The sequence below is a fragment of the Caballeronia sp. A2-2 genome (genome assembly GCF_057612605.2).
Genome location: NZ_CM173618.1, coordinates 1,158,286 through 1,181,706, shown reverse-complemented (window position 1 = coordinate 1,181,706; position 23,421 = coordinate 1,158,286). Strand labels below are relative to the sequence as shown.

Here is a 23,421-nt window from a genome sequence, read left to right as displayed (position 1 = left end):
CGACGACATGAAACGCGACACAGCGCGCTTATCCGTGCTTGAATTTCTGCAACGCGAGCTCGAAGGCCGCCTGCTGCCCGGCGACGCAACGCATATGTCGTATCCCACGGCGATTTCCGGCCTGCTGGGCTTTCGCATCGTGGAGATTGGCGACGGCACGGCCACCATCGAACTGAACGCGGATGCAAGGCTCCACGGCAATCAGCAAGGCACGGTGCATGGCGGCATGCTGTGCGAACTGGCCGATGCGGCCATCGGCACCGCGCATTCCACGCGCATGGATCAGGGCGAGACGTTCACCAGCATCGATCTGAAGGCGACGTTTCTTCGGCCGGTGTGGCAGGCGCGCTTGCGTGCGCGTGCGTGGGCCACGCATCGTGGACGCACGATCAGCCACTACCAATGCGATATCGAGCGCGAGGATGGCAAGCTCGTCGCGAGCGTCGCAAGCGCGGTGATGACGCTACGCGGGGCTCATGCCGAAGGACGCTGAACGCTATAGATCGACATCGTTCGTGTTCCAGTCAATGCGCTCGAAAATGGCCATGAGCCTGGCGCCGCGCGCGGAATTGAGCATCGTTGCATGCGCGACACGTCCGCGCAGCGAGGCACGAAAATCCGCTTGCCCAAGCCTGTTTTGCGATTCGGGCCCGTGCCTCACACAGTTGGTAAGAATGGCCTTGAGCGTGTCGAACTCATCACGCGCGAAGTTCGGATGCCGGTTCACGACGACACCCGCGAGCCGCTGCCGCACGCCTTGCGGCATGAAGCGCGTCTTGCGCGGCTGCACCGAGAATCCTTCTTCGATGGCGATCGCGTGAACCCTGACCGGCAAACGCGCGCATGCACCGGACAAGGCATCGCCGCCGGAAAACGCGAGGTCATCGGCATAGCGCGTGTAAGTCGCATTCATGGAGCGTGCGAGCGCGGCAAGACGCACATCGAGCCGAAACGCACACAGGTTCGCGAGTGCCGGCGATGTCGATGCTCCTTGCGGCAGATGCCGCGTCCTGAGGGCTTGCTTCTCCAGCCAGTCGAATATGTCCTTGAGTTCGGCGGAATTGAGGATCGCACTCGGCACGCGATTGGTCACGAGCGCGCACAAGGCTTGCGTGACTGCGAGCGGATACCCGAGCGCGCGAAACAACGCATGAACCCGCGCGGCCGTGACGGATACAAAGAAGTCCGAAAGATCGAGACGAATCACCCACGGCTTGCCTGCATGCGGCGCGGCGAAGGAGACGATGTTTCTCCCCTTTCTAAAGCCATGCGCGGCTTCGTGCGGTGGCACGTGTCCGAGCAAGCCGTGCAGAATCTTGTGCTGCGCCACGCGTAACAAAGGCTTCGGACGCTCGATCAAACGAAAGCGCCCGTCACGCTTCTCACATGCACGATAAGCATAATGATGCACGCGCGAGGACGCTTCGCGCGCCTCTACCCGCCAGCGATTCGCCATCCAGCCGAGATCGCCGGGCGTGAGTTCGAGCCAGTCCGCGAGATCGGCGAGCGTCGGTAAATGTGGAAGCGCCACGTGCGCCAGTGGCTTGGGCGGTGCTTCCTGTCGCGCCGCGCGCACGACGATACGCGTGACCACAGGCGGATGCTCGCTTCTCCACGCAGACACGAACGCAGGCATTTCCGCGATGACCGGAACAAGCTCATCGGCCTGTGTTTCTTCCCAACGCTCGCCGAAGTGTTCAAGCGCCAGTTGCGCGGCATCGTTCAGCCACGAAGCCTGTTCGCCGAGCGTAGCCGCCATGCGCGCCACGATGCCCGCTGTTTCCGGCTCACCGGCGAGCATGGCGTCAGCAATCGTGATGGCGGTTTGATTAAGACCTAAACGCATGACCAGGGTTAAAAGCGGAGCGATGAATCAACGTGCCGGTTCTGCGAGAGCGGGTTTGCGCACAGCGCAACGTGGCTCTTGCGGCGTCATGCAGATTGCGAGTCATCCACGGGGTAACCCCGTGGTCCGGGTTCATCGACTTCCTGTTCCCGAAGTGTGCTTGACCCACCGCTCCGCGCGTGCACGATAGACGCTTGCCGTCGCCGTTGTCAAGGCCGAAGACCACGCTAGAACGTCGTGCGTAGACCGACCATGACGCTGCGGCCGCCTTCCGGCGCAATATCGCGGACCACCGAACTCGCATAGCGAATGTCCTGATTCGTCAGGTTGTCGCCGCGCACATAAGCGAGCCAGCGCGTTTCGCCAACATGGAATTTATACGTGAACATGACGCCGAGCTTCGTGTAGCTCGCGGTCGGCAAGTCATCCTCGGGCACACGATGCTGGCCCCACGCGTGTTCCATTTCCGCGCGCGCGCCGAACGGCCCATAGCCGTAATCGACAGCAAGCGTCGCACGCAAAGGCGAGATGCGCGGCAGCGGCTGACCGGTGTCCATGTTTCGCGCATGCGTGTAATCGCCGACGAGCGAGACATCGACCTGATGCGCGCCGTGCTCGTACACGCGCCATTTGCTGTCGAACTCGATGCCGTAGAACTCCGCGCGCACGCCGCGATAGACGGCTTCGTTCAATGCATCGTCGGTGCCTTGCGGCACGACTTCGTCGTCGTCGTTGACCAGACGCCCTGTGTTGAACTCAGTCAGATAGTTGCGGAAACGGCTGTAGAAAGCACCGAGGCTGCCTTTGTTCGGACCACTAGCGAATCGCAAGGACAAGTCGGCGGAAACGGCTTTTTCTTTCTGCGCGTCGGGATTGCCGATTAGGTATTGGCCCGTTGCATCGTGCGGACCGTTGGCGAACAGCTCGTAAAGCGCAGGCGCGCGCTCCGTATAGGCGACATCGCCCGCTACCGACCACACCGGCGTCAGCTTGTAGAGCGCACCGAGCGATGCACTGAACGCGTTGAAATCGCGTGTGGTGGCGCTCGCGAACTTGTCGTCGCCGGCAGCGGTCGGGTCTTGTCTGACGTGCTCGTAACGTGCGCCTGCGCTCAGCTTGAACGCATCCGTGACGTTCCATTCTTCGAGACCGAATAGCGCGACGTTGGTCGTTTGCGTGGTCGGAACGAGCGCTTCGTCGCCGAGCGCGGAGAACGTGTTCTGGCTGACCTGCACGCCTATCGCGCCTTCGAACGGTCCGATTTTGCGATGCCGCGCTTCGACACGCGCTTCATAGCCGTGATTGCGGAACGTGGTGCCGGTCACGCCGTCGTCGATCTCCCTGTGCTCGTAATCGGTATAGCCGAAATCGAATTTCAATTGCGTGAACGGACCGCTCAGATTGCGCACTTCGGATGCAAACGCCACATGATCCTGATGCATGCGCAGACGCACATCGTCCTCGGCTACCGACCCGTAGTTCGCTTCGTAACCGTTGTAGGACAGGCCCGCGTAGCCATCGGCCCATGTGTATGCGCCGCCGACCGCGCCGCCGTGCCAGCGCCCGTCGCTGTTCGGGATGCTGCCGTAGGCTTCGTCGGCATCCGGCCCATCGAGCGCGCGCTGACGGTCCGAGTGCGCGAAGCCCGGTATGCGTTCCTTGCTGGTTTCGCGGTCGAAAGCATCGACGTGAAAGGCGAACTGGCCGTTGCCGCCTTCGACCATCGCTTCGCCTGCGCGGGCATTGTTGGCGCCGCCATAGCTCGTATCGACGGCGCCATCGACACCTTTGATCGGCTCGCGCGGGATGCGGTTGTCGATCGTGTTGACCACGCCGCCGATCGCGTTGCCGCCGTACAGCAAGGCCGCCGGTCCGCGCACGATCTCCACGCGCTCGACCGTGAGCGGCTCCTGCGGGACCGCGTGGTCGTACGAAAGCGACGACGCATCCCAGGCGGCCACGCCGTTTTGCAGGAGACGAATGCGGTCGCCATCCATGCCGCGGATGATGGGGCGGCCGACCATCGGACCGTATGTCGTCGTCGACACGCCGGGCAGGCCGTTGAGCGTCTCGCCTAGCGAATTAGTCTGGCGACGGGTCAGCGCATCGCCGTAAAGTGAGGTCGCGGGCGAGATGAGATCGCTGTCGCCAAGCGGATTCGCGGTCACGAAAACGGGCGCAAGCGTGCTTGTCGCGGCAGGCGCGGCGCTCTGCTGCTGCGCGTGCGCGGCAAACGCCATGCACGCCAGAGCAAGCGGCGATAGACGTTGGACACGTCCGGTCGGGTCTTTTTTCATGATGATTTTTTGAGTGTTCGGCTTCGACCTCGAACCTCGTCGCGCAACACTATATCGTTGCGTGGATACGACGAACGAGGTCCGCTTTCACATCGTCGATGGCATCCCTCCGATGTGCGGATGCAATGTTATATCATCTCGAAAAGAAACGTAATGAAAATGAGCGAGGGTTTTTTATGGCGGAGAGATCGGGGGAAAGAGAAATGTCGACGAATACAAAAAGGCGAAGGAACGCGCTGCCCCTTCGCCTCGGCCCAACCCAACTTAAATCTTGATGCCGGACACCATGCTGCCGAGCGCATCGACCGACTTCGTGACGCTCTTGACATCGACGTCCGTGTGTTGCGAAGCATCGATCTGCGTGACCGGCGCGACGTTGACCTGCGGACTGGCGAAAGACACGCCGCTTTGCACGTTCGCATTCCTGCCGGCGTTCGAAAAGATGTCCATGCCGCCTTGAATGTTGCTCATCTCCTCGCTATCGAGTTCCTTTTCAGCGGGGATATTGGCGATATCGATCATGACGTACCCCTTCCCTGTCGATGGTAGTTGTCCGAACGCTCAGATCTTCGTGCCGCCGATCAGGCTGCCGATCGCGTCCAGCGACTTGTTCACGGTGACCGCATCGACGGTCGTATGCTGGGACGCGTCTAGCTGCGTGACTGCCGCGTTATTCGTTTGCGGAGAACCGGCCGACACGCCACCCGCTTGCAGGTTGCCGTTGAATGCGGCGTTCGAAAAAATACTCGTGCCGCCCTCGATGGCGCTCATTTCGGCCTGGTCGAGTTCTTTCTCATCGGCGATGTTTTTGACAGTCAGCATGTTGGTTCTCCTTGGGTTAAATAGCGTATGTGAGTGTGAGGACTAGATCTTGACGCCGCCGAGCACGCTGCCGATAGACTCGATGGACTTGTTCACGGTGGTGGCATCGACTGTCGTCTGTTGCGAGGCGTCGAGTTGCGTGACCCCTGCGTTGTTCGTTTGCGCGGAGCCGAACGACACACCGCCGAGTTGCGCGTTGGCATTGACGCCAGCGTTCGAAAAGACAGAGTTACCGCCCTGGATTTCGCTCATTTCGGCTTTGTCGAGTTCTTTTTCTTCGGCGATGTTCTTGACGTTCAGCATGGTGATTCTCCTTGAGTGTGTTGGGTTGGGTTGAGCATTTGCGCTTGCTCGCAGGGTTCTATGCGAGGGCTGTGCCAGCGTTGCGGCTAGAAGATCGGCTCAAAAACTAAGTCCATGACTTTGCTCGTGAATATTTTTTACTGCGGCAATTTTTGCAACACTAAGGAATGCTGGATAAACAGGCTTTAGTTCGATGTACGCCAACGAACCGCACGTGAATGTCTGTGAATGGCGGACAGCTTCAATGCATGGCTTTGTTGAGACAAAAAAAGCCCGGCTTCAAAGGCCGGGCTCAAGGAACGTACTACGCCATACAGAAGCCGCCGGGATCGAGCGGACCTCTCCCTTGACCTCGTTTTTGTGAAGGGCATGGGAGAGGGAAGGGATCACGCTTCCCTTCCCTCTTCTCGACATCATTACATCTTCGCGCCGATAATCAGGCTACCGAGCGAGTTAAGCGTCTTGTTGACGGTGACGGCATCGACACTGGTGTGTTGCGAGGCATCGATTTGCGTGACCGGTGCATTGTTCGATTGCGAGGAACCGAACGACACGCCGCCGACTTGCGCGTTGGCATTGACGCCAGCGTTCGAGAAGAACGAGTTGCCGCCCTTGATAGCGCCCATTTCAGCGCGGTCGAGTTCCTTGGAAGCGGTGAGGTTGGTGATCGTCAGCATGGTGAATCTCCTTGGGTGGGTTGGGTTTGGAGCGTTATTCGTTGCGCTCGCACCACCTCACGCGAGGGGCGTGCCAGCGAGCGATTCACTTACCGATAGAATGAATTAACTCAATGAATTCACTCGTTATTATTTTTATTTGGCTCGACTTTTAGGTTGCCGATGAAATTTGGGTTGTCTTTAACAAGCCAACATAACAGTCAGCGAGTGTTTGTTTTTTTAGGTCAGCGCAAAAAAAGCCCGGCCACACGGGCCGGGCTTTAGGTTTCTCTCATCGAACCATCAAGACATGAACATCCCGCCATCGACATTGATTGTCTGGCCCGTGATATAGGCGGCATCTTCGGAAGCCAGGAATGACACCAGTCCCGCGACATCGCTTCCATTGCCCGCGCGTTTCATCGGAATGTTCGCGACCCACTCCGCCATCAGTTCGCCCGGCTTATAGTCGCCGAGCAGCTTACCCCACGCTTCATCGTTATAGGACCACATATCCGTCGTGATGATGCCGGGGCAAAACGCATTCACGGTAATGCCCGTCGGCGCAAGTTCCTTCGCAAGACTTTGAGTGATGCCAAGCACGCCGAACTTGCTGGCCGCATAGTGCGGCGTATAGACAAAACCTTGCCGCGCCTGACCCGATGCCGTATTGATGAGCCGCCCCGTCTTGCCCGCATGCAACATGCGCGTGGCCGCTTCCTGACAGCAGAGGAATACGCCTTTGGTATTCACGGCCATGACCTTATCCCATTCGTCTTCAGTGAGTTCCGGCAACTTGGCAATGGTGATGACACCCGCGTTCTGAACGGACACATCCACTTCGCCGAGCTTGGCGGCGACTTCTTCATACAAGGCGACGACCTGCGCTTTGCTCGTCACATCCATTTCCACGGAAAGCGCGTCGAAGCCTGCATCGCGCAAACGGGCGGCTGCATCATGCACGCTTTTTTCATTGGCGGTCACACAGACCTTCGCGCCTTCCTGCGCGAATCGCTCCGCAATACCCAGCCCAATGCCACGACTGCCACCCGTTACCACGACGACCTTGTTCTCGAACCGCTTCAATGCCTGAGCCACGTCGGATTCTCCAAAAGAAATAGATTAAAGACGATCGATCCAGCGCAGCCATTGCGCGTGATTCTCCGCGGCAACGCCTACACCGCTGCCCGGCTCCACCCGTCGCGCGACTTCACGCTTCGCATGCCATGCATCGAGCGATATCACGAAACCCGCCTTGCACGCCGCCAACGCCGCCGCACCCGCCGCTGAAATCTCACTCAAAGCAAGCGTGCTGACCGGACGATTCAACGTGTCCGACAAATACTGCAAGAGAAACGGCCGCTTCGTTAAACCGCCATCCAGATACAACTCGGCAAGCGGCACATCGGCCACTTGCTCCATGACCGTGATGACATCCTTGATCTGATAGACGATCGATTCATACGCCGCGCGCGCCACGTGCTGCCACGAATTGGAGAAATTCAATCCGACGATCTGCGCGCCGCCGGGGTATTTCCAGTGCGGACAACCAATGCCCGAGAACGCGGGAATCAGATAAACGCCGCCATTGTCGTATTCAGTGAATGCCTGTTCGGCCTTGGCGAAATCATCGAATAAATTCAACTTTTCCTTTAGAAATGCAGGCGTTGAACCCGCGCTGATGACAATGCCTTCCAACGCATAATCCACGCGCTCGTCCATGGCAAAGCAAAGCGTGGAGACGAGGCCATGCTCGGGCGCATGCGCCTTTGATCCTACGTTCATGAGAATAGACGAGCCCGTGCCCATCGTTGCCTTGGCAACGCCGGGGCTTAAACAACCTTCACCGACTGCTGCCGCATGTGAATCGCCGATCATCGAAAGAACGGGTATCGGGCGATTCAAAAGTCCATCGAAATCCGTCGAACCGAATTCCGATGCCGATGGCCGCAACTCAGGCAAGCGCAATCCTTGAAGGCCGAACGTCTCGATTAGATTGCGATCCCATTCGAGCGCATCGAGATTCATGAGCATCGTGCGCGATGCATTGGTGTAATCGGTGCGATACGCCGCGCCTTTCGTCAGCCGATATAAAAGCCAGCTATCGACCGTGCCGAAGTAAGCATCGCCGGCCGCGACCGCCGAGCGCACACGCTCGTCGTTCTCATTGAGCCAAATGAGTTTGGTGCCTGAAAAATACGGGTCGATCAGCAAACCGGTCGTCTGCGCAATCAGTGGCGCGAGGCCATCGCGCTTGAGGCGTTCGCAAATGCCGAGCGAACGCTGACATTGCCACGACACCGCCGGGACGATCGGCTCGCCTTTCGCATTCCATAAGACAACCGTTTCGCGCTGATTCGAAATGCCCACGCCGGCCAACTCGCCTTTGAAGCCATCGAGACATTCGGCCACTGCCTTGAGCACCGACTCATACAGCGCATCCGCATCCTGCTCCACAAAGCCCGTGCGCGGCGTCGTGCATGCCACCGGTGCGAAGCCGCGCGCATGAACGTGTCCTTCGCTATCGAACACGAGCGCCTTGGTGCCACTCGTGCCCTGATCGATCGACAATACATAGTTCATCATGCGGTCCTCAGGCGGTAAGCGACACCATGCGCGATTGCAGCCGTTGCTGCAACTGATCAATCACCACCGCGAAAATAATGACCAGCCCCTTGATGACCATCTGCCAGAAATCGCTGATGCCGCACATCACCATGCCATCGCCGAGAATGGAAATGACACACGCGCCCACTACCGACCCGAACACGGTGCCGCGCCCGCCCATCAGCGCCGTACCACCGAGCACGACTGCGGCAATGGCGTTCAGTTCGTAAGTCTGTCCGGTAAGCGGATGCGCCGTCTGCAACTGCGCCGTGATGACGAGCCCGACCAGCGCCGCGCAAAATCCCGAGAACATATAGACGAAGAGTTTCACGCGATTGGTTCGGATACCGGAGAATCGCGCGGCCTGTTCGTTGCCGCCGATGGCATAGATGCGCCGTCCAAGCGGCGTTTTTTTCGCAATGAAAATCGTGATGACCGCCAGCACGATCATGATCCACACCGGAGTGGAAAGCCCCAAAATCGTGCCATTTCCGATGAATTCGAAACCCGTGTTGCCGAGCGCCGCATTGCCTTCGAGATCCGCATACGTGCTGCCGTTGTTGACGAGCAGCGCCGCGCCGCGCACCACATAGAGCATGCCGAGCGTCGCGATGAACGGCGCGACATTGAGCATGGTGATGAGATAACCATTCACCGCGCCAATCAGCGCACCGAGCGCGCATGCAATGAGCGTCACGCCCCACGGATTGAAGAACACGACGTGATGCCCGATCTTCACGCCTTCGAGCAGAAGATACCCCGCCGCCATGCCGCTTATCCCGACGATCGATCCCACCGACAAATCGATGCCGCCGGTGAGAATGACTAACGTCATCCCAATGGAAAGAATCGCGACGATGGTCACGTGCTTGGCCATGATGAGCATGTTCCCGGTCGACAGAAAGTTCTCCGTCGCCAGTGAGAACACAATGACGATCGCGAACAGCGCGATAAAGATGCGCAGCTTGAGCACGTTCACGGCGACGCGCGAAAACACATAAGCCGAATGCCGGTTGTGTTTCGCATGCACCGGAGTGACCGGCGGATTGCTGCTATTGGGTGTGTTCATGGTTTCGATCTCATTCGCTTCGTACTTCATCGATCATAAGCATGCTTAAACGACCGCCGTCGCAGGCGTCGATGCGCGCACGATGCGTTCGCTATCGAACTGCGCACGCTCCATGATGGCGGTGAGCTTGCCGCTTGCCATCACGAAGACGCGGTTGGAAACGGCCATCGCTTCGTCGAGTTCGGATGTCGCATAGATCACCGCGATGCCCGATTGCGCGAGCAGGCTGATCGTCTTGTAGACATCTTCCTTTGCACCCACGTCGATGCCGCGCGTGGGTTCATCCATTAGCAATACTTTGGGACGCGTGAGCAGCGCCTTGCCGATCACGACCTTCTGCATATTTCCGCCCGATAGCGACGTGATCGGTGCATCGACAGACGAGGCCTTTATCGCCAGCTTCTTAACGATATCGTCGGCCGCTTCCACCTGCCGGTCCCGCGTGAGCGCGCCGACAAAGCGCCGCGTGAATTTGCCGAGACTCGATAAGGTCATGTTTTCGAGGATGGTCATGAGTTGCACCATGCCTTGCTTCTGACGATCTTCTGGCACGAGCGCTATGCCCGCTTCAATGCGTTTGGGAATCGGCATATCTTCGATAGACTTGCCCGCAAGCTCTATCTCGCCAATCGCAAGCGGATTAGCCCCAAGCAACGATTCGAGCAATTCAGTCCGCCCCGCGCCCATCAAGCCATAAATGCCGATTACTTCGCCAGCCTTGACAGAAAAAGAAACGTGATCCACCGCATAAATGCCATTGGAACGTTTTAGCGCGAGGTCTTTAACCTTCAGCACTTCCTGTCCAATCGTGTGCTGCGCAAACGCAAAGCGTTTCTTCGACGATCCGACCATCGCTTCGATGATCCACGGTATGTCAATGTCAGCAATCTCGCCTTCCGCCACGAGCCGCCCATTACGCAATACCGTGATGCAATCGCCCACCGCCATGATCTCTTCGAGACGATGCGAGATATAGATCACCGTCACGCCTTCTTCCTTCAGTTGCGCGATGATCTTGAAGAGAATCTCCACTTCTGTCTTGGAGAGCGCGGAAGTCGGCTCATCCATGATGAGCACCTTGATATGCTTCGAAAGCGCTTTCGCAATTTCAACAAGCTGCTGCTGACCGACATAAAGATCGCCCAGACGCGTGCGTGGATCGAGCGTGATATGCAGCCGGTCCAGCAACACCTTGGCCTGATGATTCTCCATCTTCGCGCGAATCACGCCGCTACTCGTAATCTCATTGCCCGCGAAAATGTTCTCCGCCACCGTCATGTCGGGAAAGAGATTGAGTTCCTGAAAAATAATGCCGATGCCATGCTTCTCCGCGCTTCGCACATCGTTGATTTGCGCGATTTGATCGTCGATCCAGATTTCGCCGGAGGTGGCCGTTTCCGCACCCGCAAGCAATTTCATCAGCGTGGACTTGCCCGCGCCGTTCTCGCCGATCAATACATTGACCTTGCCGCGCCGCACCTTGTAATCGACATCGACGAGTGCAGCGGTGCCGGGATATTGCTTCGACAGCGCGCGCGTTTCGATCACATTGATCGGGTTCATGGTTCGAGGCTGATTCATTTCCAGGCCACCGGAATAGCGCGAATCTCACCGCTCGGCTCGCTCCAACTGCTATAGACCGCAGCCACGTCCACTGTGTCGCCTGCCTTGAGTTTGGCCGATTGCGCGCGTGTCACGACGAGTTTATTCAACTCCTGACCGAAGGCGGCGAAGCGTGTTTGATCGTCGAAATCGCTGTATTTCACGCCGGGGAAGCCGTCACGCACGCCGGTGCCGATGACAACCGGTCCGGTTTCGAGCGCGATATGCACAGGCTCGCCGCCGCCTGCGGGCGAGACATCCACATATGTCTTGCCGACGCGCGATGAGTCGTCCACGCGAATGACCTTGCCCTGCACGCGCAGCCAAAAATTGCACGGAAACGCACTGCTCTGACGAAAACCGTATTGCTTACAGGCATCATCAAAATTCTGACTGAGTGCGCCAATGACTTGAGCGGCAGGCTTCGCGTTCTTGTCAGCGTACGGAATAAGCTGATCGCTCAGGATCTTTCCGGCATCCGGGCCTTTATGCTGGCCTTGCGAGCGGATCTGCGCAAGCTCGGTATCGGTGACGACGTGGCACGCGGCAATGCTCGTGATACTCAGCATCACGAGCACGCACCGCATCGCGGAAAAGGGTTGAAACATGACGACCTCACATGACAAGCATTGCACGGGCGCGTTTTCGCCGCGCCCGTTCCCGACAACAGGCGTTACTTGTTGTAGTAGAAGTCCTTGACCTTCGATGCGTTGTCCTTGGTAATCAGAATACCGCGGAACAACTGGCGTTCCGGCTCACCGGTCTTGCCCGTGGTGATGTACTTGTCCAGCAAATCCACACCATGAATGGCGATGCCCTGCGCCTGCAACATCACAGTCGCCTTGAGCTTGCCCGCGAGCACGGAATCGCGTTCGTCGTTGCTGCCATCGATGCCCATCACCACTACGTCCTTGCGTCCCGCCGATTCGAGCGAGGCAATTGCGCCGAGTGCAACCGGGCCATTGCCGCAGATCACGCCCTTGATCTTCGAGTGCTCCTGAAGAATCGAATCCATTGCCTGCTTGCCGGGCAACAGCGCGCCCTTCGCATCCTGACGCGCGACCATCTTCAAGTCAGGATATTGATCGAGCACTTGATGAAAGGCTTGCGAACGCGTCACGCAATTCTTATCGGCAAGATTGCAAGTGAGTTCCACATATTCGCCCTTTTCGCCGATGGCTTCGACGAAGCGCTGCGCCACTTCCGTCCCCGCTTGCAGATTGTTATGGCTCAACTGCGCGATGGCGATACCGTCCTTCGGAATCTCACGGTTGATCAGCACGACCGGCACTTTCTTATCGGCGGCTGCGCGCACCGTGGCGACGCTCGAATTCGAATCCGCGTTATCGAGCACGATGCCCTTCACGCCCTTGCCGATCACGAGATTGACCAGTTCGTTCTGCTTGTTCACGTCCTCGCCATGCGAGAGCACGATGGTGTCGTAGCCGAGCTTCTTCGCTTCGCTTTCCGCGCCCTTCGCTTCTGCAGCGTAGTACGGGTTATCGAGTGCATTCACGAGAATGGCGATGGTGCCCTTGCCCGCCGCGCTGGCGGTGCCCGGCATAACGGCGGTGAACGAAACGGCTACTGCGGCGGCGACTGCAAGCTTCTTCCACATGTTCTTGTCTCCAATTGAATTTGTCTTTCTAGAGCGACGTTTTTGATAAATCAGGCGATCGTGTAGCCTCCATCGATCATGATGTCGGCGCCGGTAATCATGTCCGCGCCGTTGGACAGCAGGAAAAGAATCGCGGCGGCAATCTCATCGGTATAAGCGAAGCGGCCGACCGGAATCAGCTTCTTCATGTTCTCGCCCTTCTCGCCTTCCCATGCGGCGGCGCCCATCGGCGTAAGCACGACCGTGGGCGATATCGTATTGACCGTGATACCGCGCGCCGCCCATTCCTTGGCGAGAACCTTCGTCATGCCAATCAATCCCGCCTTGGCCGATGTATAGGCGCAGTGCTGATCGATAGCGACCGTCGCTGCCTGCGAAGCAATATTCACGATCTTGCCGCCATGCCCGCTCGCGAGCACGATGCGCGCAAAGTGCTTCGAGCATAGAAACGGTCCCGTGAGATTCACGCCAATCTGCCGCTGCCATTCGTCGTAACCGATGTCTTCGGCCTTCGTCAGCGTGATGCAGCCCGCCGCGTTGACGAGCAAATGCAGATCGCCGAAATGCGCATGCGCCGCTTTCATCGCCTTTTCAACATCGGCCTCATTGGCGACATCGCAGGCGAAGGCTTTCGCTTTGTCCGCGCCGAGTTCATCGATTGCCGCCTGCACACGCGGCTCCTCGAAACTCGGATAGAGAATCGCCACGCGCGCGCCCTTCGCAATCAAGGCCGCATTGGTCGCCATCGCGATGCCGCCCAGTCCGCCCGAAACCACCGCGATCTTTCCATCGAGCCGAAAATCGAAATCGACGCCGTGGCGCAGCGACATATCGTATTGAGTGCCCATCTGTGTCTCCTTCGTTGTCGTCGTGCTTCAGACTGCACAAAGCGCGCGGATAGCCTGCGCAATGCCCTTCGCGTCGATGCCATAGTGAGCGCGAATACCCTTGCGCGTGCCGTATTTGGCAAACTCGCCTTCGGTGATGCCAAGCATTCTCAGCGACCGGTTAAGCTGACGGCGCGCCATCAACACGGCAACCGTCGCGCCAATGCCGCCATGCAGCGAATGTTCTTCCACGGTGACAATCGCATCGTGACGCTCGATGATCGATGCAAGCGCATCCTGATTCAAAGGCCGCAGCGACGAGAGATTCACGAGCGTCGGATTCACCAAACCATCCTTTTGCAGCGCTTCGCACGCTTCGAGCGCTTCGCCCACCACCGAACCCAGCGCGATGACCGCGACGCGCGATCCTTCGATCAATACATCAGGACGGCCCGGTTCGAAGCGATACGACGCATCGTGAACCACAGGGAACTTGGCATTGTCCAGCCGAATGTAGACAGGTCCGTCTACCGACGCCGCATAGTCGATCATCTGCGCGGTTTCTTCTTCATCGCACGGCGCGAAAATCTGTACGTTGCCGAAGCCGCTCATGATCGAGATATCGTCGATGGCGTGATGCGTCGAGGCAAGCGGCCCATACGCCACGCCCGCGTTGAGGCCGAGCATCTTCACGTTGGTGGCGCTGTAGCAGACATCGTTCTTCACTTGCTCGTTGGCGCGTCCGACAAGGAATGGCGCGGCGTTCGCCGTGAACACGATATGACCGCCGAGCGCCATGCCCGCCGCCATGCCGACCATGTTCTGCTCCGCAATCCCCACATTGATGACGCGTTCCGGATAACGCTCCAGAAATGGCCCGATCTTCGAGGTCGAAGTGGAATCCGCCACCATCACGATGATGTCCTCGCCCGCCGCCGTCAGCCGGCTGATCGCGCCCACCGCACCGTCACGCAAATCCGCGAGTTCACGCATGGTCCAATTCCTTGAGCGCTTGTTGAAGTTGTGCTTCGTCGGGGAACTTGTGATGCCATGCCGGCACGTTCTCCATGAACGACACGCCGCGCCCCTTGATGGTGTGGGCGATCACGACTTTTGGCTTTTTATTGCCGAAGTCGAGACTTTCCAATAGTTTCCAAATCGAATCGGCTTGGTTTCCATTGACATCATGAACCTCGAAACCGAAAGCGCGAAATTTTTCGTCGAGCGGGTCGAGATCCATGATGTTGTGCGTGAAGTCGGCCAGTTGAAGCCGGTTGCGATCAACGATCACGACCAGGTTCGACAGTTCGAAATGCGCGGCGGCCATCGCCGCTTCCCAGTTGGAACCTTCCTCCAGTTCGCCGTCGCCGGTCAGCACGAAGACGCGTCCGGGTGCATCTTCGTTCTTCGATGCATGGCGCTGCTTCGCCATCGCAAGACCCGCCGCGATCGGCAGACCATGACCCAATCCACCCGTGTTGACCGTCACCAGCGAAGGCAGTTTTTGCCGCACAGGATGGCCCGGAAGACGCGAATCGTCCTTTAAATACGTGAGCAGTTCCTTTTCTTCGAGCCAGCCGAGTTCGGCGAAGCAGGAATAGAGACCGCCGACGCCGTGGCCTTTGCTTAAAATGAATTCGTCATGCCAACTAACGCGGTTGCTCGCATCGAGTTCATAACGCAGTACGTGGAAATACAGCGCGGCGAGGATATCTGCCTCCGACATATCGCCGCCCGTGTGGCCACTTTTGGCCGCGGCGTTCATGACGCAAATCTTCTTGCGGATTTCTTGAGCCCGGCGGTGAAGCGCGTTGCCGGACTGCTTGAAGGGGTTTTCCATTCCTGCTCCCAGACTTCCTGTTTGCCTGATCGAAAGTTTGTTTTACTTTCGATAGAAAGTCAAAACAAAAGCGAGGAACGAAGGGAAATTACCTAGGCGGCTTCTGGCGGGCCTTGCTTCAGGCAGAATACGGAGTGAAAAGTACGCCTTAGCCGGGCGTGCGCAGGAAAGGAAAATGGACCAACGGACCCGAACAGAAAAAATTTTCGAACGCGTGCAGGCCGCCAAGCTGGTGAAGCTCTCCGAGCTGTCCAGCGAATTCGGTGTGTCGATGCCGACCATTCGAAAGGACATCGACGAATTGCAGCGGCTCGGGCGCGTGGAGCGCGTGCATGGCAACGTGCGGCTGAAGTCCGCGCATTCGGAACCGGTGCGGCGCGCTTACGAAGCGCCGGTGTTGCCCACCAGCGCGGAGAAAGCGCTCATCGGGAAGAAGGCTGCGAGCCTGATCGAGAATGGCGATTCGATCATCCTCGATTGCGGCGCGACTGCAACCGAGCTTGCGAAGAATTTGCTGGACCGGCAGAACCTGCGCATCGTGACGAACGCGCTGAATATCGCCATTCTGCTGGGCGCGGAACCGACCAATCGCGTGATGCTCACAGGCGGCGTGTTCAAGCCGGAGACGATCGCCGTATCGGGCGAGAAGGCGTCGACGTTCTTCGAGGGCATGTTCGTCGACAAGCTCTTTCTGGCGGCCGGTGGCGTGTCGATGGAATCGGGCATCTCGTACCCCGACTTTATCGATCTGCATGTGAAGCGCGCCATGATCGACGCGGCGAAAACCGTCTATCTGCTCGCGGATTCGAAGAAGTTCGGCAAACGCGAATTCGCCGCGTTCGGCGCGATGGACCGCGTGGATTATCTGGTGACGGACGATGGATTGAGCCAACCGTTTATCGACTGGCTCACGGGTAACGGCACGGAGATTCTTTACGCTTGATTGAGAGGTTCCGCGAGAACCTTTCGAATCGCTTCCTCGAAAGTCTCGACAGGCTGGCCGCCGCTCACGAGATACTCTCGTTCGAAAATAATGGCCGGCACCGAGTTGATGCCCAGTTCCTGAAACGCGCGTTCTTCGGTGCGCACATCGTCGGCGTATTCGTTGCTCGCGATCACGGCGCGGGCACGCTCGACATCGAGACCGACGCTTTGCGCGGCAGCAACGAGCACTTCAGGATCGCTAGGGTTCTTGCCTTCGCCGTGATAGGCCGTAAGCAATGCGAGCTTGAGCGGCAACTGCTTGCCTTCGAGTTTTGCCCAATGCAGCAGACGGTGTGCATCGAACGTGTTGTAGACCCAATCGCGCGGGCCGAACGTAAAGCCCACGCTTGCGCCGCGTTCGCGCAGCATGGCTTGCGTTTCTTCGATCTGCGCGGGCGTGCGGCCATATTTGCGGCCCAGATAATCGACGATGCGCTCGCCCTGCGGCCCCATGTCGGGATTCAGTTCGAAGGGATGCATGGTGATCTCGGCATCGACCTCGCCGCCCACACGCTCGATGGCGCGCAGCAATGAGGACAGGCCGACGGCGCACCACGGGCACGCGATATCGGAAACGAAATCGATCTGTACTTGACGGGTCATGATTGCAATCTGCACTAAAAATTAGCCGGATCTGAAAGGCTAACTTAAATCGCATCGCCTTGCTGACACGTTCTGTCGATAATGCATCGACGCTTATCTGTATCGAGGATTGAATGGACCGTCTGACTGCCATTGCCGTGTTCGTTGCCGCTGTCGATGACGGAAGCATCGCGGCTGCGGCGCGGCGTTACGGACTCTCGGCGGCGATGGCGGGCAAGTACATCGGCGCGATCGAAACGGAGCTGAACGCGCGGCTGCTTCATCGCACGACGCGGCGTTTGAGCCTGACCGACATCGGCCAAAGCTATTACGAGCGATGCCGCCACATTCTCGAAGCCTGGGACGAAGCCAGCCGCGAAGCCAGCGATGCGCAAGGCACCGCGCGCGGCAAGCTGCGTGTCGCGGCGCCGGTCACGTTCGGAGCGCTGCATCTGGGCGAAGTCATCGCGCGTTATCTGGATGCGAATCCGCACGTGGATATCGAAGTGACGTTGAGCGATCGCTATATCGAACTGCCGGAAGCCGGCACGGATGTGGCCATTCGCATCGGACGTCTGCCCGATTCGGGGCTGATTGCGCGACGGCTTGCGCCTTGCCGCATGGTGCTGTGCGCGTCGCCGGAATATCTGGAACGTCATGGCGTGCCGCGTCATCCTGACGATCTGCGGCGCCCGCCGCGTCTTGCGTTCAGCGAAGCGGTGTCGGCCGGTGATTGGGTGCTGACGGACGCGAAGCAACGCGCGCATGTGATCGATGGTCCATGTCGTCTCGCGGCCAACAACACGCAGATGTTGCTGGCCGCCGCGCTTGCTGGCGCGGGCATCGCGTATGGACCGACCTTTGTATTTGCCGCGCCCATCGCGCAAGGGCAACTTGTTGCGCTCCTGCCGGACTATCGCACTTCGGAACTGGCGATTCAGGCGGTTTATGCGAGCGCGCGTCATTTGCCGCTCAAGGTGCGGCGCTTCGTCGATCATCTTATTACGGCATTCGGCGATGAACCGCCGTGGGATCGAGCTTGAGTCATGAAGCCATCGATGGCATCGGCGAGCGCATCGGGTGCTTCGAGTGGCGACAAATGCCCGATGCCCGGCAGCACCATCAATCGCGCATTCGCCACGCGCGGCAGCAACTCACGCCGATGCGTTTCCACCTCATCGACCTTATCCTGCTCGCCCGCGATCACCAGCACCGGCACGTCGATACGCGCCACGTCCGCCGTGATGTCTTCGAGCATGCCCGCGTTGGGCCACGCGGCCTTCGCCTGAGGCGCGCCGCGCAGGCTATCGGCGATCACCTGCTCGCGCAACGCCGAAGGCAACGCGGTCGCGGTCAGCACGTTTTCCAGCACGTGGATGATGGATTCGCGCGAATCATAGGCCGCTGTCATCTGAGCGCGTTGTTCGTCGGAAAACGTCATGGGCGATGGCGGCGATGGGGCGACGAGCACCGTGCCCATGAGCCCGCGCGGCCTGCGCGAGGCCAGCAATTGCGCGACTTTGCCGCCCATCGAATGACCGACGAGCACGAAGCGCGAGAGGCCCGTGGCATCGATTACGTCCTGTGCATCGTCGGCGAGATCGGTGATGGCGTAGCCTTGTGCGGGGGCGGTTGAATCGCCCCAGCCGCGTTGGTCGAGGGCTATTGTCTTGTATCGCTCTGAGAGCTTGTTTGTCACGCTGTCCCAGGTGCGTGCGGAACCGCCCCAGTAGTGTAGGAATACGAGTGCTATATCGCCCGTTCCCTTTTGGTGGATATGGATGCGCGCGCCGCGGGTTTGTATGTTCATTTGGCATGCTCCTTTTTAGCCGAAGGTGGAGACATAGTAGGTCGCTGGGTCGTGGGCGATAAGTGCCGGTGTGAGATCGGCTGTCGATCATGGGGTGATTGAATCGGCTTGCGTTCTGCTTATCTGCGGGACGATGTTGTTCCGTCTTGTTCTGTCGTGCAAAGGGCTGCTCTTGTTTGTGTTGTTTATTCAGTAGCCGCCTCCCCGGCGGGGGGGTAACTTTCTTTGCTGCTGCAAAGAAAGTCACCAAAGAAAGCAGCTTTTTACCCCATGCACGCTGGCTGGAGAGGGTTGGTCTGGATTAACGGATGCAGTGGCCGCATTAGGACTTGCCACGCAGAACAAGCCGCTTAGGCAACCTCGCGATTGCGCGCTCGAAGAATCAGCGCTCAGTGGCCCGCATTCATTCTTTCGGCCATGCGCTTCGCGCGCCGAGAGCTTTAGAACGGAATCCCGCAGCCTATTCGCGCCCAGCCACATCACGCTTCCCCGCAAGATTGCTATTCGGCCCAACCTTGGTTAGTGCTCCGACTAAAAGGTGACTTGCGTTGGTGTGTGCGCTTTGCCCAGAAGCGCTTGCTAAGGTAGGGCCGAATGACGACATAGCGGTGAGGTATGAGGTGGCTGGGCGCTCATACGCTGCGGGATTCCGTTCTTACGTTCTCGGCGGGCGCAGCGCATGGCCGAAAGAATGAATGCGGACCACTTTGACTAGAGAGTTGGAGCGCGTAATCGCCAGGTTGCCTAAGCGACTCGTTAAGCGTGGAAAGTCCTATTGCGGCCACTGTATCGGTTAATCCAGACCACCCTCTCCAGCCATCGTGCATGGGGTAAAAAGCTGCTTTCTTTGGTGACTTTCTTTGCAGCAGCAAAGAAAGTTACCCCCCGCCGGGGAGGCGGCTACTGCATAAACAACACAACAAGAAGAAGCCCCTTGCACGACAGAACAACAACATCAAACGCCTCGCCTACTGGCTACCGCCTACCCTCAATCCCCTCCAAAAAGCCCAACCGATAAACCAGCGCATCTTTCTTGCTTTAAAACCTGACGATTACCCGCGCACACCAATCACCAAAAACGGCGCATCGGCCCGCCAAGGCCGATAGACAAGGAGGCCCCATGTCCAAAACCTCAACCTCGACAAAAATCCGGTCTGTAGCTTCTGCCACGCTCATTGCATTGCTTACCTCATGCGGAGGAAGCCACTCCGATTCCGGCAGCAATTCAGGCGCATCGAACGGCACCGGCGGCGTGACCCTGCAAGTAGTCTCGTTCGGGGACAGTCTCTCCGATGTCGGCACCTACGCGCCCATCGCAAGCGCGGTCGGCGGCGGCCGCTTCACGACGAATCCCGGCCAGGTCTGGGCGCAGGACGTCGCGCAGTATTATGGAAACACGTTGAACGTCGCGTACACCATCGACCTTGCGCATGAATTGAAAGCACAAGGCGGTTTCGGCTATGCGCAAGGCGGCGCGACCGTCGCCACGCCCGCGAACCAAAGCCCGTTTCTGACCGACGTGACCGGCGATATCGAAATGCCCGTGAATCAGCAAATCACGAGCTATCTCTCGGCGCACGGCAGCTTCAACGCGAATCAACTGGTGCTCGTCTGGGCCGGTTCGAACGACGTCCTTCGCGCGGGCACACCGCCCAACGCGAATACCACGGTGCAAGCCGCGGCCACTATCCTCGCGCAACTCGTCACGCAGATCGTGCAGAACGGCGCGACGCATGTTGTCGTGGTCAACGTGCCGAACATCGGGCTTGCGCCCGAAGGTCTCAAAGCTACGGATGGAGGCGCGAACTTCACGCAACTCTCGCAACTGTTCAACGCCACGTTGCTCAATGCCCTGCAGACCGATGGCGTGCAAAGCAAGGTGATCCTCGTCGATGCCTACACGTGGACCACGCAGACCATCCAGAACTTTCAGTCCAATGGCTTCACCGTGTCCAACACCGCGCAAGCCTGCGACCCGTCGAAAACGCCAGACGATACCTCGCTGCTGTGCTCACCGGCCACGTATGTCTCGTCGAACGCGGACCAGACCTATATGTTCGCGGACGAACTACATCCGACCACACGCATGCACGCGCTCTTTGCGCAGTATGTGGAAAAGCAGATTGCCGCGACAGGCTTGGGCCATTGAGCGCGCTGCTCGCGTCAATCGTCCGACTTAAGCATCGATTGAAAGAATGATTGACATTTGCAAGCCGCACTTCGACACTTTGGAAATCATTCTGGCATCCTTTCGAATCCTTGTGACGATACGACCAACCGCCGCCGAACCGCGCACGCCCTCACCGCACGCTTGCCCGGCGCAAGACGAACGATGACCACTTTCCTGTATCTGCCTTCGATCGGTGGCACCAACCAGTATTGCGACAACATGGCCCAAGCCTTGTCGCGATTCGGGCCGGTCAGCGGATTCACCGTCCGGCAGGGCATCATGCAGATGATGTCGGGCAAGAAGGTGCATGCGGATGTCGTCGTCCTCAACTGGATGGAGAACGAGATCGTCGGCAAGAATGGCGCTTTGTCGGTCATTGGATTTGCCAAGGCACTCTGCAAGGTCTTGCTTAGCCGCTTGTTCGCGCGAAAAGTCCTATACGTGCGCCACAATCGCTTTCCGCATTGCACCGCCGGGAAACATGCGAAGGCCGTCACGCGCGCGACGGATTTTCTGGAACGCTGCTGCACGCTCGCTTATGTTCATTCCGTGACGGAGACCAAGCCGAAACGTCTTTATGTGCCTCATCCGCTGTACAGGATCGAGGCTCAAGACACGCACCCGGACGAGGCGCGGTCGGATTATTTCGCATGCTTTGGCCGCATCTTGCGCTATAAGAATTTTGGGCCGCTGGTGCAAGCGTTCCCCGCCGATCGCAAGCTGCTTATTTTCGGCGCATGCGATGACCCCGCTTATCTCGAAGAACTCAAGGCAATGTCGCCGCCTAATGTCACCATACGCAGCGGCTACGTGTCGGAAAAAGACGCGCAAAAGATCTTGCTCGACAGCGAAGGCGTGCTGATTTGTCACGCGGAAGAAGACATCATCGTGAGCGGCGCGTTTCTTTATGCGCTGAGTCTCGGCGTGAAAACGTACGCTATCCGAACCGATTTCACGGCATGGGCCGAGCGCGAAGTCGGCCCAGAACGCGTGAAGGTCTTCTCCGATATTCCCGAACTCGTCAGAAGTCTGCCTGCTGCGCCCCACGCGCCATCTTCCGCAGAAAGCGATTCACGCGTGCAGCGATTGTTCGGCAATCAGGCGGTGCATCAGGCTTTGGCGGATGTGCTCGCGCGCATGGGTCTTGCGGAAGAACATCCTGTGGCCGATCCGGTCAGTGTGGTCTCGACCAAGCGCTAACGCAACGAAAGCATGTCCCGTGCGAGCGCCACCCACCAGGCCACGCCGGTTTTCAGCACGGCATCGTTGAAGTCGTAACTGGGGCTGTGTAGCGGAATCGCGCATCCGCAGCTACCGTATTCCGAACCATCGCCATTGCCGATGAACACATAGCAGCCCGGCCGATGCTGCATGTAGAACGCAAAGTCTTCGGATGGCATTTGCGGCGACACATCCACGTTCACGCGATCTTCGCCCACGAGCGATGCCAGCACCCGCGCCGCCCGCGCAGTCTCCTCGTCATGATTCACCAGCGCCGGATACACACGCTCGAAGCGGAAGTCCGCGCGCACGCCGTGCGCATCCGCGACGCCCTGCGCGATCTCGTTCATGCGGCGCTCGATCAGATCGAGCACGTCGTCGCTGAATGCGCGCACAGTGCCGGAAAGCGTGGCATGCCCCGGAATCACGTTGCCCGCGCTGCCTGCATGCATTTCCGTGACGGACAATACAGCGGAGTCCTTCGGATCGATATTGCGCGAGACGATGCTCTGCCATGTCTGCACGACCGCGCACGCAGCCAACACCGGGTCTGCCGCGCGATGCGGCTGCGCGGCATGCGCGCCCGTGCCGGTCAAGTCGAGCCTGAACGTATTGCTCGATGCCATGATCGGCCCAGCTCGCAGCGCGAACTGTCCCGCCGCGATGCCCGGCCAGTTGTGCGCGCCGAACACGGCATCCATCGGGCATCGCTCGAACAGACCGTCCTCGATCATCAGACGCGCGCCTGCGCCGCCTTCCTCGGCGGGCTGGAAGATGAAGTTGATCGTGCCATCGAAGCCGCCGTGCTGCGCGAGATAACGCGCCGCGCCGAGCAGCATCGCGGTATGGCCATCGTGACCGCACGCGTGCATGCGGCCCGCTATTTTCGATGCATGCGCGAAGCGGTTGTGTTCCTGCATCGGCAAGGCATCCATGTCTGCGCGCAAGCCGATCGAGCGGTTCGCGTCGCCACGGCGCAGCACGCCAACGAGGCCGTATCCGCCGATGTTGCGTTCCACATGAATGCCCCATTGCGTGAGCAGCGCAGCAACGTACTCCGAAGTATCGCGCTCTTCGTGGCGCAGTTCGGGATGGGCATGAAGATGCCGTCGAACGCGGATCATGTCTTCTTCGATCGCATCGAGGCGCGGGTCGTTCAGCATAAGT

23 protein-coding genes are annotated in these 23,421 nt (G+C 58.8%); 5 read left to right on the top strand and 18 right to left on the bottom strand.

Annotation, left to right across the window (positions count from 1 at the left end):
- Positions 1 to 7 precede the first annotated feature (7 nt).
- Positions 8 to 493, top strand: coding sequence for a PaaI family thioesterase (locus ACZCWR_RS29085; protein WP_487305127.1), 486 nt, complete (start codon positions 8 to 10; stop codon positions 491 to 493).
- 3 nt (positions 494 to 496) lie between these two features.
- On the opposite strand, the gene ACZCWR_RS29080 is transcribed toward ACZCWR_RS29085, so the two are convergent.
- From ACZCWR_RS29080 to ACZCWR_RS29010, 15 genes are all read right to left on the bottom strand, one after another.
- Entirely contained in the window at positions 497 to 1,846 is a 1,350-nt protein-coding gene (locus ACZCWR_RS29080) for a reverse transcriptase family protein (RefSeq protein ID WP_487305126.1), read from the bottom strand.
- Positions 1,847 to 2,073: 227 nt separating this feature from the next.
- Positions 2,074 to 4,143: a TonB-dependent receptor gene (locus ACZCWR_RS29075; RefSeq protein WP_487305125.1), complete on the bottom strand. Its 2,070-nt coding sequence runs from the start codon at positions 4,141 to 4,143 to the stop codon at positions 2,074 to 2,076.
- 264 nt (positions 4,144 to 4,407) lie between these two features.
- Positions 4,408 to 4,665 (bottom strand): hypothetical protein, encoded by a 258-nt coding sequence (locus tag ACZCWR_RS29070; RefSeq protein WP_487305124.1) that lies wholly within the window; start codon positions 4,663 to 4,665, stop codon positions 4,408 to 4,410.
- Positions 4,666 to 4,704: 39 nt separating this feature from the next.
- Complete coding sequence (locus ACZCWR_RS29065) at positions 4,705 to 4,965, bottom strand: hypothetical protein (RefSeq protein ID WP_487305123.1); 261 nt, start codon at positions 4,963 to 4,965, stop codon at positions 4,705 to 4,707.
- 42 nt (positions 4,966 to 5,007) lie between these two features.
- Entirely contained in the window at positions 5,008 to 5,268 is a 261-nt protein-coding gene (locus tag ACZCWR_RS29060; RefSeq protein WP_487305122.1) for a hypothetical protein, read from the bottom strand.
- Between the two features lie 416 nt (positions 5,269 to 5,684).
- Positions 5,685 to 5,945, bottom strand: coding sequence for a hypothetical protein (locus tag ACZCWR_RS29055; protein ID WP_487305121.1), 261 nt, complete (start codon positions 5,943 to 5,945; stop codon positions 5,685 to 5,687).
- Positions 5,946 to 6,227: 282 nt separating this feature from the next.
- Complete coding sequence (locus tag ACZCWR_RS29050; protein ID WP_488876502.1) at positions 6,228 to 7,022, bottom strand: SDR family oxidoreductase; 795 nt, start codon at positions 7,020 to 7,022, stop codon at positions 6,228 to 6,230.
- Positions 7,023 to 7,046: 24 nt separating this feature from the next.
- Complete coding sequence (locus ACZCWR_RS29045) at positions 7,047 to 8,510, bottom strand: FGGY family carbohydrate kinase (protein ID WP_487305120.1); 1,464 nt, start codon at positions 8,508 to 8,510, stop codon at positions 7,047 to 7,049.
- 7 nt (positions 8,511 to 8,517) lie between these two features.
- Entirely contained in the window at positions 8,518 to 9,600 is a 1,083-nt protein-coding gene (locus ACZCWR_RS29040) for an ABC transporter permease (protein WP_487305119.1), read from the bottom strand.
- 45 nt (positions 9,601 to 9,645) lie between these two features.
- The gene (locus ACZCWR_RS29035) at positions 9,646 to 11,181 is read right to left on the bottom strand and encodes a sugar ABC transporter ATP-binding protein (protein ID WP_487305118.1); all 1,536 of its coding nucleotides are present in this window, start codon (positions 11,179 to 11,181) and stop codon (positions 9,646 to 9,648) included.
- Positions 11,178 to 11,810: a DUF2291 family protein gene (locus ACZCWR_RS29030; RefSeq protein ID WP_487305117.1), complete on the bottom strand. Its 633-nt coding sequence runs from the start codon at positions 11,808 to 11,810 to the stop codon at positions 11,178 to 11,180. The genes ACZCWR_RS29035 and ACZCWR_RS29030 overlap by 4 nt, the downstream gene beginning before the upstream one ends.
- A gap of 65 nt (positions 11,811 to 11,875) precedes the next feature.
- Positions 11,876 to 12,820, bottom strand: coding sequence for a substrate-binding domain-containing protein (locus tag ACZCWR_RS29025; RefSeq protein ID WP_487305116.1), 945 nt, complete (start codon positions 12,818 to 12,820; stop codon positions 11,876 to 11,878).
- Between the two features lie 50 nt (positions 12,821 to 12,870).
- Entirely contained in the window at positions 12,871 to 13,668 is a 798-nt protein-coding gene (locus ACZCWR_RS29020) for a GolD/DthD family dehydrogenase (protein ID WP_487305115.1), read from the bottom strand.
- Between the two features lie 27 nt (positions 13,669 to 13,695).
- A complete protein-coding gene (locus tag ACZCWR_RS29015) occupies positions 13,696 to 14,640 on the bottom strand; it encodes a transketolase family protein (RefSeq protein ID WP_487305114.1) in 945 nt (314 codons plus the stop codon).
- Entirely contained in the window at positions 14,633 to 15,412 is a 780-nt protein-coding gene (locus tag ACZCWR_RS29010) for a transketolase (RefSeq protein ID WP_488876501.1), read from the bottom strand. Before ACZCWR_RS29010 ends, ACZCWR_RS29015 begins: the two co-directional genes overlap by 8 nt.
- A gap of 250 nt (positions 15,413 to 15,662) precedes the next feature.
- Here ACZCWR_RS29010 and ACZCWR_RS29005 point away from each other — a divergent pair, with 250 nt between their 5' ends.
- The gene (locus ACZCWR_RS29005; RefSeq protein WP_487305112.1) at positions 15,663 to 16,430 is read left to right on the top strand and encodes a DeoR/GlpR family DNA-binding transcription regulator; all 768 of its coding nucleotides are present in this window, start codon (positions 15,663 to 15,665) and stop codon (positions 16,428 to 16,430) included.
- Here ACZCWR_RS29005 and ACZCWR_RS29000 read toward each other — a convergent pair.
- On the bottom strand, positions 16,421 to 17,074 hold the full coding sequence (locus ACZCWR_RS29000; protein WP_487305111.1) for a DsbA family oxidoreductase: 654 nt from the start codon (positions 17,072 to 17,074) through the stop codon (positions 16,421 to 16,423). The genes ACZCWR_RS29005 and ACZCWR_RS29000 overlap by 10 nt on opposite strands.
- 113 nt (positions 17,075 to 17,187) lie before the next feature.
- Here ACZCWR_RS29000 and ACZCWR_RS28995 point away from each other — a divergent pair, with 113 nt between their 5' ends.
- On the top strand, positions 17,188 to 18,096 hold the full coding sequence (locus ACZCWR_RS28995; RefSeq protein ID WP_487305110.1) for a LysR family transcriptional regulator: 909 nt from the start codon (positions 17,188 to 17,190) through the stop codon (positions 18,094 to 18,096).
- Here ACZCWR_RS28995 and ACZCWR_RS28990 read toward each other — a convergent pair.
- A complete protein-coding gene (locus ACZCWR_RS28990; protein ID WP_487305109.1) occupies positions 18,048 to 18,863 on the bottom strand; it encodes an alpha/beta fold hydrolase in 816 nt (271 codons plus the stop codon). The two genes, ACZCWR_RS28995 and ACZCWR_RS28990, sit on opposite strands and share 49 nt — an antisense overlap.
- A 1,120-nt stretch (positions 18,864 to 19,983) precedes the next feature.
- Between ACZCWR_RS28990 and ACZCWR_RS28985 the strand changes: the two genes are divergently transcribed.
- Together ACZCWR_RS28985 and ACZCWR_RS28980 are read left to right on the top strand one after the other, a co-directional pair.
- Complete coding sequence (locus ACZCWR_RS28985; RefSeq protein WP_487305108.1) at positions 19,984 to 21,012, top strand: SGNH/GDSL hydrolase family protein; 1,029 nt, start codon at positions 19,984 to 19,986, stop codon at positions 21,010 to 21,012.
- A 183-nt stretch (positions 21,013 to 21,195) separates the two neighbouring features.
- A complete protein-coding gene (locus ACZCWR_RS28980) occupies positions 21,196 to 22,233 on the top strand; it encodes a hypothetical protein (RefSeq protein WP_487305107.1) in 1,038 nt (345 codons plus the stop codon).
- Here the strand turns inward: ACZCWR_RS28980 and ACZCWR_RS28975 are convergent.
- On the bottom strand, positions 22,230 to 23,417 hold the full coding sequence (locus ACZCWR_RS28975) for a M20 aminoacylase family protein (protein WP_487305106.1): 1,188 nt from the start codon (positions 23,415 to 23,417) through the stop codon (positions 22,230 to 22,232). The genes ACZCWR_RS28980 and ACZCWR_RS28975 overlap by 4 nt on opposite strands.
- Positions 23,418 to 23,421: the final 4 nt, after the last annotated feature.